Raw genomic sequence first — 9,148 nt, 5'->3', positions numbered from 1 at the left:
CGCGAGCAGCAGGCGATCCACGCCGGCGTCGAGCGCGGCGGCGATGGCCTCGCCGAACCCGGCGGTGTGGGCGTCGAGCGGCGCGAGCGGATCGAGGAGCGTGATCCCCGACGTCGCGGCGAGCTCGACCACGCCCGTGCCGTCGGGCAGCAGCAGCCACCACGTCTCGACGGGGTCGGAGAGCGGCCCGCGCACCGTCACCGGCATGCGCCGGGCGCCGGGAACCGCCGAGGCGAACGCGTCGAGGGTGCCCTCGCCGCCGTCGGCCATCGGACGCTCGACGAGGACGTCGCCGGGGCGAACGGCCCGCCATCCCGCCGCGAGCGCCGCCGCGGCATCCGCAGCGCTCGCGGTGCCCTTGAACGAGTCGGGAGCGATGACGACGCGCGTCACGACGCGTCGAAGGTGGGGGCGGGCACGCGCGACAGCCAGTCGAGCGCGCGGGTGAGCAGTTCGCGGTGCTCGGGCGAGTCGTAGGAGCGGGTGTCGTGTCCCAGCGCGTCGTACACGACGCGCGACGCACCGAGCTCACGGGCCCAGACGAGCGGATGCCGCATGCCGTCCTCCTCGTGCTCGGCGATCGGCTCGATCACGCCGTCGAGTCGCAGGCCCGAGTACCGTTCGTCGAACACGGTGAAGTCGGCGACCCCCTCGGCGATCGGATGCGTGCCGACGAGGTGCACCGTCGCCTCGCCGATGGGCGGATGCCACGACGCGCCCTCGATCCAGCGGGCGCCGAGCCCGCGGCCGAACGCGGGCAGCTCGGGCAGCGTCGATGCCGCGGCGTGCATGGCGAGGAGGCCGATGCCGCGGGCCAGCGCGGCGTCGAGGCCGGCCGCCGCAGCCGTGAGCTGGGCGTCGGTGGGCGCGGGCGGTTCGGGTTCACCCTCGGGCTGGGGGTTGGCGGGGCTGCCGGCGTTCACGACGAGCAGGTCGGCGTCGCCGAGGTCGGCGAGCCCGCCGAGCAGGTCGTCGCTCACCTCGACGTGGTAGCCCGCGCCGCCGATGATTCCCGCGAGCGCCGCGCTGGTCTCCGCGAAGCGGTGCCACGGATCGGCGTAKCGACCCGACCCGCTGAGGATGACGGCGCGCATGCCACCACCTCCTCCGCCCTCGGGTGCATCGTAACCCCCTGAGGTGTTCGCCGTCATCGCCCGACCACCATGGCCCAGTCGAAGGCGCCGAGGCGTACGCCGTCGACCTCTTCGCCCGAGACCGCGTCGGTGCCGCGCACGACGACGTCGACCGGGTCGCCGCCGTGGTTGACGACCGTGACGAGTGCGCCGCGTCGCRCCGCCTCGACGTGTTCGGGCAGGCCGGCGACGACGGGTTCGACGCCCGCGTCGGCGAGCACGTGGTCGACGACGGCCTGGGCGCCGGCCTCGTCGGGGACGGTGGCGAGGTAGCGGGCGACCCCGCGTCCGGCGCGGCGCACGGTGAGGGCCGGATGCCCCGCGCGGCGGCCGCTCGTGAACGTCGCCTCGACCGTGGCATCCGTCGCCTCGATCTCCTCGGCGAAGAGGGTGCCGACGGCTGCACCGAGCCCCGAGCCCACGGCGCCGTCGAAGCGCGCCTCCCGTTCGCCTGGTTCACCCGGCGCGGCATCGGGTGGCACGAGGGCGCCGAAGTCCTCGACGCGGATGCCGCAGAGGGGGCCGAGCCGGGTCGCGAACCCGCCGTCGCGGAACGCGTCGCGCTCGTCGACGACGTCGCTGAACGGGCCGGCGAGCAGGTGTCCGCCGCCCTCGACGAACGAGGTGAGCGCCGCGGCGCCCTCGTCGCGCAACAGGTAGAGCAGCGGTGCGACCGCGAGCGCGTACCGGTCGTCGACGCGCTCGGGCGGCACGACGTCGACCTGCACGTGGCGGCGGTGCAGCGCGCGGTACCAGCGCTGCACGACGGCGAGGTGGTCGAGCCGGTTCTGGGGGTGGTCGGAGGCCTCGACGGCCCACCAGTTCTCCCAGTCGAACACGAGCGCGACCGGGGCGTCACGGCGGCCGGCCGGCAGGGTCGGCAGCGCGGCGAGCTGCGCGCCGAGCTCGGTGACCTCGCGCCAGGTGCGCGTCTCCGTGCCGGCGTGCGGCAGCATCGCCGAGTGGAACTTCTCGGCGCCTGCCCGGGACTGCCGCCACTGGAAGAAGAGGATGCCGTCGGCGCCCCGCCCGATCGCCTGCGCGCTGAGGGCCGCCATCTGCCCTGGGGCCTTCGGCGCGTTCGAGGGGCGCCAGTTCAGCGCGTTCGTCGACTGCTCCATGAGGATCCACGGCACGTCGGGCTTCAGTGAGCGCACGAGGTCGCGCTGGAATGCCGCCGCCCGGAACGACTCGGGGTCGTTCGGGTCGGGGTAGGCGTCGTCGCTCACGAGGTCCAGGTGCTCGGCCCACTGCTGGTAGTTCGCGGGCTTGAACGCGCCCATGAAGTTCGTGGTGATGGGCTGGGTCGCCCCGGCCGCCCGGATGATCTCGCGCTCCATGAGGTAGCACTCGAGCAGCATGTCGCTCGTGAACCTGCGGTAGTCGAGCGTCTGGCCGGGGTTCAGGCTGTACGGCGCCTTGCGTGGCGGGAACACCTCGTCGAACGATCCGTAGCGCTGCGACCAGAAGTTCGTGCCCCAGGCCTCGTTGAGCGCGTCGACGTCGCCGTAGCGGTCGGCCAGCCAGCGCCGGAACGCGTCGCGCGCGGCATCCGAGAAGTCCATGTTCAAGTGGCAGCCGTACTCGTTGTTGACGTGCCACATGACGACGGCCGGATGCTGCGCATACCGCTCCGCGATGGCGGTCACGAGCTCGGCGGCCAGGCGCCGGTACACGGGCGAAGAGGGAGCGAACTGCTGGCGGCTGCCCGGCCAGTAGGTGGCCCCGTTCTCGTCCTGCGGGAGGAGCTCGGGGTAGCCGGCGCTCGCCCACGGCGGCGGCGAGGCGGTGGCCGTGGCGAGGTCGACGGCGATGCCGCCCTCGTGCAGCAGGTCGATCACCCGGTCGAGCCATCCGAAGTCGAATTCGCCCTCGCGCGGCTGGATGCGCGACCAGGCGAAGATGCCGAGGCTCACCATCGTCACGCCGGCCTCGCGCATGCGCGCGACATCCTCGGGCCAGATCTCCTCGGGCCACTGCTCGGGGTTGTAGTCAGCGCCGTAGTGCACGGGACTCCTTCGTCGATCGGTCGGGACTGGGTCTACCAGAACGGGAAAGCGCATTCCAGCCTACCCCGCGACGTGCGAGTGGGCGATCGTGGCGCGGCATCCGCTGGATGCGCGCCAGGATCGCCCACTCGGTGACGTTGCCGGCCGCCGAGCTCAGCCCAGGATGACCTTCGCCTCGGTGAAGAACTGGTCGACCGCGTCGTCGACGCTGAGCGCGCCGAGGCCGATCGACTTGCCGAGGTCCCAGAACGTCTGCTCGAGCGAGCCGTATCCCACGACCGGCACGGGCGGCGCCTCGCCGAGGCGGTCGGCGACCGAGTCGAGGTAGTCGGCGACCTGCGCGTCGACGCCCTCGAGGGTGGTGCCGGCGAGCTTCGTCTCGGATGCCGGGAAGCCGAGGGTGGTACCGAAGATCTCGCCGGCCTCCTCGCTGTTCACCACGTAGTCGAGCCACAGCGCGGCCGCCTCGGGGTGCTCGGTGTCGGCCGCGATCGCGACCTGCAGGCCGGCCTGCCGGTAGAGGTCCTTCGCGTCGGGGTCGGTGGTCGGCGGCGCCACGAGCGTCACGTGCTCTGCTCCCGAGTCGGCGAGGTAGCCGCCGAGGAAGTTGCTCCAGCTCGCCTCACTGGCCGTGAGGTTGGCGCCGAAGCCCGACTTGGGCGAGATCTCCTCGAGCCGCTGCTGCGGCACGACGACGCCCTCGCGGGCGTCCGCGCCCGAGTTCCAGAAGGCCCGCAGGTCCTTCTCGGTGAACCCGAGCTCCCCGTCCTCGGTGTAGAGGTTCTTGCCGTCGGCGCGCAGCACGTTCTCGAAGTTCTGGATGCGCTGGGTCAGGTCGGTGCCGCCGTAGACCGCCCCGCCGGTGGCCTCGGTCACCTCCGCCATCCAGTCGGCGTAGTCGTCGAAGCTCGTGCCGCCCTCGTAGGGCTCGACGCCCGCCTGCTCGACGAGCCCGTCGTTCAGGAACATGGCCCAGGCGCTGTAGCCCGTCGGCAGCGAGTACTGCACGCCGTCGAGCTGGCCGGTGGCGCGCAGGCCGTCGTCGAACGCGTCGAAGTCGACGTACTCGCCGACGGTGTCGAGATCGAGCAGGAGCCCGGGCTCCGCGTACTCGCGCAGGTAGGAGTCGGAGAACTGCCACACGTCGGGCAGCCCGCCGCCGGCGGCCTCGGTCTGGCGCTTCTCCCAGTACGAGGGGAAATCGGTGAACGTGCCCTCGATCGTGATGTTCGGGTGCTCGGCCTCGAACGCGTCGATGAGCTTCTGGTACCGCTGGGCACGGTCGTCGTTGCCCCACCACGTGAAGGTCAGCGTGACCTCCTCGTCGGGGTCGTAGGCCGCTTCGCTGCCGCCACCGGTGCCGCCGCCGGCGCATCCGGCCAGCGCGAGCACGGTGGCACCGGATGCCGCGGCAACCGCCAGCACGCGACGCATCCGTCGGGTCGTGAACATCATCGTCCTCCAAGGTGTGTTGGGTGTCCGCACCTCATCATGGGAATCGGCGCGGAAAACGCTTCCCCGCACCGTAGCCTGAGACGTTTCATTCCGTCAACGGCCGAGCAGCGCGCGTGCCGGGGCGCGCTGGCGTTCCCCACCGTGGAAATGTCCATGCCCGCGGGTCGATCCCCTATGGGGCGCGTGCGCCGCGCGGCGTAGCGTCGCTTTCCGCACCGCATCATCGGCCTGCATCGCAGGCACGCATCCACCATGCAACACGCATCCACATGCAAAGGAGCATCTCCATGCCACAGCGTGACCACCGGCGCCTGCGCACCACCGCGATCCTCGCGGGCGCCGTCGTCGCAACGCTCGCCCTCGCGTCGTGCTCGGGCGGCGAGTCCGGTTCAGCGGACGAACCCGTCGAGCTCACCTTCCAGTCCTGGGTCCCGAACATCGACCAGGCCGTCGACGCCTTCAACGACGCGCACGACGACATCCACGTCGAGCTCGAGACGATCACGGCCGGCCCCGACGGCGGGTACGCCAAGATGCTCTCCGCCGTGCAGGCCGGGAACCCCGCCGACGTCGCGCAGGTCGGCTACGACGCCATCCCCGACTTCCTGGTCAACGGCGCACTCGAGGACATCACGGACTACGTGGCCGACGACGCCGACCGCTTCACCGACTGGCAGTGGCAGACGGGCGTGTTCGACGACCACGTCTACGCGATCCCGCAGGCCTCCGGGCCGCTCGGCCAGTTCTACCGCAAGGACATCTTCGACTCCCTCGGCCTCGCGGCACCCACCACGTGGGAGGAGTACTACGAGGCGGCCAAGGCGATCCACGCCTCGGACCCCAACCGCTACATCGCGGCGTTCGCGTTCAACCAGGCGCCCTGGCTGATCGGGCTCTCCCAGCAGGGCGGGGGCGAGTGGTTCGCCACCGAGGGCGACGCGTGGAAGGTCGGCATCGACGACGAGGCGACGCTGAAGGTCGCCGAGTTCTGGCAGCGACTTCTCGACGAGGACCTCGTGAAGGTCGAGGCCGACTTCTCGAGCGAGTGGAACGCCGACCTCCAGAACGGCAACGTCGCGTCGTGGATCTCGGGCTCGTGGGCCGATGCGATCGTGCGCGGCACCGCGCCCGACACCGCGGGCAGCTGGGCGGTCGCGCCCATGCCGCAGTGGTCCGACGGCGAGACCGTGTCGGCGACGTGGGCCGGCGGCTCGGCCAACGTCGTGCTGAAGGGCTCCGAGCACCCGGAGGAGGCGGCCGAGTTCGCGCTCTGGCTGAACAGCGATCCCGGCAGCGTGAGCACCCTCACGAGCATCGGCGCCGGATGGCCCGCGATCACCGACCTCGGCGCGATCGAGAGCCTCCAGGACGACCCCGAGGTGTTCGCGTTCTACGGCGGCCAGGACATCTGGGACGTCTTCGCCGAGTCGGATGCCGCGGTCGCCGCGACGTGGAAGTGGCCGCCGCTGTCGCAGACGCTGTTCGCCTCGCTGACCGACAACGTCAAGGCGGCCGTCGAGGCGGGCACGCCGCTCACCGACGCCTACATCGCCACCCAGGCGGACTTCGTCGCCGCCCTCGAGGACAAGGGCATCTCGGTCGCCGAGTGACCCGGGCGGGCGGTCCGGCTCCGGCCGGGCCGCCGGCTCGCCTTCCACGGCCGCACCCCCGCGGCATCCGATCGTCCATCACCCGAGGAGCACCGCCGTGTCCGCCACTGCCACCGCCCCACCGCGTCGACGTCACYGGCCCGCGGCCGCCCTCTGGGTGCTGCTCGTGCCGTTCCTCGTGATGTTCGCGGCGTTCTTCGTCGCCCCGATCATCTTCGCGGTGGTCGACAGCATGTTCTCCCAGCAGTCGAGCGGCCTGGGACTCACCGCCCCCACCCGGGAGTTCGTGTTCCTCGACAACTACGCCGCCGCGCTGTCGACCCCCTCGTTCGTCGCGAGCCTCGGCCGCCTCGTCGCCTTCTCGGCGATCGAGGTGCCGCTCATGGTGGTCTCGGCCCTGGCACTGGCGCTCCTCCTGGGCGCCGCGGCCGCGCGGTTCCCGCGGGCCTTCCGCGTGACGTACTTCATGCCCTACGGCGTTCCCGGCGTGATCGCCGCGCTGCTCTGGGGCTTCCTGTACATCCCGGCCACCAGCCCGGTGCTGCAGTCGCTCGGCGCGGTCGGCATCGACGTCGATCCGCTGTCGAGCGACGCGGTGCTCTTCGCCATCGCGAACATCGCCCTGTGGGGGTTCGCGGGCTACAACATGCTCATCCTCATCGCGGCGCTCGACGCCATTCCCTCCGAGCTGTACGAGGCCGCCCGGCTCGACGGCGCCGGCGAGTGGCGCATGATCTGGCACATCAAGCTGCCGCTCATCCGCCCCTCGATCGTGCTCATCACCCTCTTCACGATCATCGGCACGCTGCAGCTGTTCGTCGAGCCCCTCGTGCTCCGCCCGCTCACCACCGCCATCAGCTCCGACTACACGCCCAACCTCGCCGCCTACAACCAGGCGTTCTCGCAGGGCAACCCGAACCTCGCGGCGGCGATGGCCGTGATCGTGGCGCTCCTCGCGTTCGCCTTCTCGGCCCTGTTCCTCCGCGTCGTGAACCGGAAGGGGAACCGCGCATGGTGACCACCGACGCCCCCGCCCGCCCCGTCGCGCGCACCCGCCGACCGGCCGGCCCCGCGGCATCCGGCGCAGCAGCGCCCAACCGACGACCACCCGCCACCCGCACTGGCGCGGCCGGCACCGTGCTGGTGAACGCCGCACTCGTCGTGGCGTCGGCGTACTTCCTGCTGCCGATCGCCTGGGTGCTGATCGCGGCGACCAAGTCGCCGGGCGACCTCTCCTCGACGTTCGGGCTCTGGTTCTCCGACAGCCCGCAGGCGTGGCAGAACCTCGTCGCCCTGTTCACCCAGGACGACGGCGCCTTCTCGGTCTGGATCCTGAACAGCATCCTGTACTCAGGGGTCGGCGCCCTGGTGGCGACGGTCATCTCGACGGCGGCCGGCTACGCGTTCGCGAAGTACGACTTCCCGGCGAAGGAGGCGGTCTTCTGGACGATCCTCGGCGGCGTGCTCGTGCCGGCGACGGTCATCGCGTTGCCGCTGTACTTCCTGCTCAACTCGGTCGGCCTCACCGGAAGCTACTGGAGCGTGCTCCTGCCGTGCATGGTGAGCCCGTTCGGCGTCTTCCTCGCGCGCATCCACGCGAACGCCTCGGTGCCCGACGAGGTCATCGAGGCCGCCCGCATCGATGGCGCCGGCGACCTGCGCATCTTCGGCTCGATCGCCGCGCGCATGATGACCCCGGCGATCGTGACGATCTTCCTCTTCCAGTTCGTGACGATCTGGAACAACTACCTGCTTCCCTTGGTGATGCTGAGCGACCCGAAGCGATTCCCGATCACGCTCGGCCTGACCCTGTGGAACTCGCAGACCCAGCGCGATCCGTCGTTCACCACCCTGGTGGTGACCGGGTCGGCCGTGTCGGTGGTGCTGCTCGTCGTGCTCATGGTCTCGCTCCAGCGGTTCTGGAAGGCCGACCTCACGGCGGGCGCGACCAAGGGCTGAGCTCAGGCGGAGCCGACCTGGCGTTCCAGCGCGAGGTACTGATGCGCGTACGCGATCGCCATGCCGCCTTCGCCGACGCCCGCCGCGACGCGCTTGACGGACCCCGAGCGCACGTCGCCCACGGCGAAGATCCCGGGCGTGCTCGTCTCGAGCGCGAACGGACGACGATCGGCCGTCCACGCCTCGGCGGCCGAGGCATCCGCGCCCGTGAGCACGAAGCCGTGCGCGTCGCGCGCGATCTCTGGGGGCAGCCAGTCGGTGACGGCATTCGCGCCGATCATCACGAAGACGACCGGGAAGCTGCGCCGGGAGGTCCGCCCGGTGGCCCGGTCGACGACGTCGACGCCCTCGAGGCTCCCCTCGCCGTGCAGGCCCACGACCTCACTGCGCGTCTCGACGCGGATGCCGTCGTTGGCGGCGATCTGGTCGATGAGGTAGCGCGACATGCTCGCCTCGAGCGAACTGCCGCGCACGAGCATCGTCACCGATCGGGCGTGCCGGGAGAAGAACAGCGCGGCCTGCCCCGCCGAGTTGCCCGCACCGATGATGCAGACGTCGGCGCCCTTCGCGATGGCCGCGTCGCTGCGCGCGGCGCCGTAGAAGACGCCGTTGCCGAGATAGCGGTCGACCGCGGGCAGGGGCAGCGTGCGCCATTCGACGCCGGTGGCCGCGATGACGACCCGGGCCCGCAGAGTCTCGCCGCCATCGAGGACGACCTCGTGCACGGGGTCGCGCGCCTCGTCGAGCAACACGTCCGGTGCTGCGTCGCGCCCCGCGTCGCGTTGTCCACCGTGAGGGCGGATCGCCTCGACGCTGCGGGTGACGACGATCTCGGCGCCGAGGCGCTTCGCCTGCTTCAGCGCCCGGCTCGCGAGGTCGTCTCCCGAGATCCCGAACGGGAATCCGGTGTAGTTCTCGATGCGCGTGGAGGTGCCGGCCTGGCCACCGGGCGCTAGGGACTCGATGACCACCGTGCGCAGTC

The 9,148-nt window shown here is 71.4% G+C and carries 8 protein-coding genes; 3 read left to right on the top strand and 5 right to left on the bottom strand.

The features are described 5' to 3' along the window. The 4 genes from AC1DY2_RS10050 to AC1DY2_RS10035 form a co-directional block, all read right to left on the bottom strand. Positions 1-393 (bottom strand): glycerate kinase (locus tag AC1DY2_RS10050; protein WP_476762293.1); only part of this gene is annotated, 393 nt, incomplete at its 3' end. After that, the gene (locus tag AC1DY2_RS10045; protein ID WP_476762292.1) at positions 390-1,094 is read right to left on the bottom strand and encodes a ThuA domain-containing protein; all 705 of its coding nucleotides are present in this window, start codon (positions 1,092-1,094) and stop codon (positions 390-392) included. The genes AC1DY2_RS10045 and AC1DY2_RS10050, both read right to left, overlap by 4 nt. Positions 1,095-1,147: 53 nt before the next feature. Next, complete coding sequence (locus AC1DY2_RS10040) at positions 1,148-3,142, bottom strand: beta-galactosidase (RefSeq protein WP_476762291.1); 1,995 nt, start codon at positions 3,140-3,142, stop codon at positions 1,148-1,150. Between the two features lie 153 nt (positions 3,143-3,295). Continuing rightward, positions 3,296-4,597: an ABC transporter substrate-binding protein gene (locus AC1DY2_RS10035; RefSeq protein ID WP_476762290.1), complete on the bottom strand. Its 1,302-nt coding sequence runs from the start codon at positions 4,595-4,597 to the stop codon at positions 3,296-3,298. A 287-nt stretch (positions 4,598-4,884) separates the two neighbouring features. Here AC1DY2_RS10035 and AC1DY2_RS10030 point away from each other — a divergent pair, with 287 nt between their 5' ends. From AC1DY2_RS10030 to AC1DY2_RS10020, 3 genes are all read left to right on the top strand, one after another. Continuing rightward, positions 4,885-6,207: an ABC transporter substrate-binding protein gene (locus AC1DY2_RS10030; RefSeq protein ID WP_476762289.1), complete on the top strand. Its 1,323-nt coding sequence runs from the start codon at positions 4,885-4,887 to the stop codon at positions 6,205-6,207. Between the two features lie 97 nt (positions 6,208-6,304). Next, positions 6,305-7,225 (top strand): carbohydrate ABC transporter permease, encoded by a 921-nt coding sequence (locus AC1DY2_RS10025; RefSeq protein ID WP_476762288.1) that lies wholly within the window; start codon positions 6,305-6,307, stop codon positions 7,223-7,225. Further along, positions 7,219-8,166, top strand: coding sequence for a carbohydrate ABC transporter permease (locus AC1DY2_RS10020; protein WP_476762287.1), 948 nt, complete (start codon positions 7,219-7,221; stop codon positions 8,164-8,166). Before AC1DY2_RS10025 ends, AC1DY2_RS10020 begins: the two co-directional genes overlap by 7 nt. Positions 8,167-8,168: 2 nt before the next feature. On the opposite strand, the gene AC1DY2_RS10015 is transcribed toward AC1DY2_RS10020, so the two are convergent. Then, a partial coding sequence (locus tag AC1DY2_RS10015) for an NAD(P)/FAD-dependent oxidoreductase (protein WP_476762286.1) occupies positions 8,169-9,148 on the bottom strand: 980 nt, incomplete at its 5' end.

This window comes from Agromyces sp. P1_H4 (assembly GCF_056405255.1).
This window is presented reverse-complemented; position numbering and strand designations above follow the sequence as displayed.

What these genes read in the sequence shown, in the direction of transcription:
- AC1DY2_RS10035 (WP_476762290.1), bottom strand. Translation starts at nt 4,597, where the DNA reads ATGATGTTCACGACCCGACGGATGCGTCGCGTGCTGGCGGTTGCCGCG.
- AC1DY2_RS10030 (WP_476762289.1), top strand. Translation starts at nt 4,885, where the DNA reads ATGCCACAGCGTGACCACCGGCGCCTGCGCACCACCGCGATCCTCGCG.
- AC1DY2_RS10020 (WP_476762287.1), top strand. Translation starts at nt 7,219, where the DNA reads ATGGTGACCACCGACGCCCCCGCCCGCCCCGTCGCGCGCACCCGCCGA.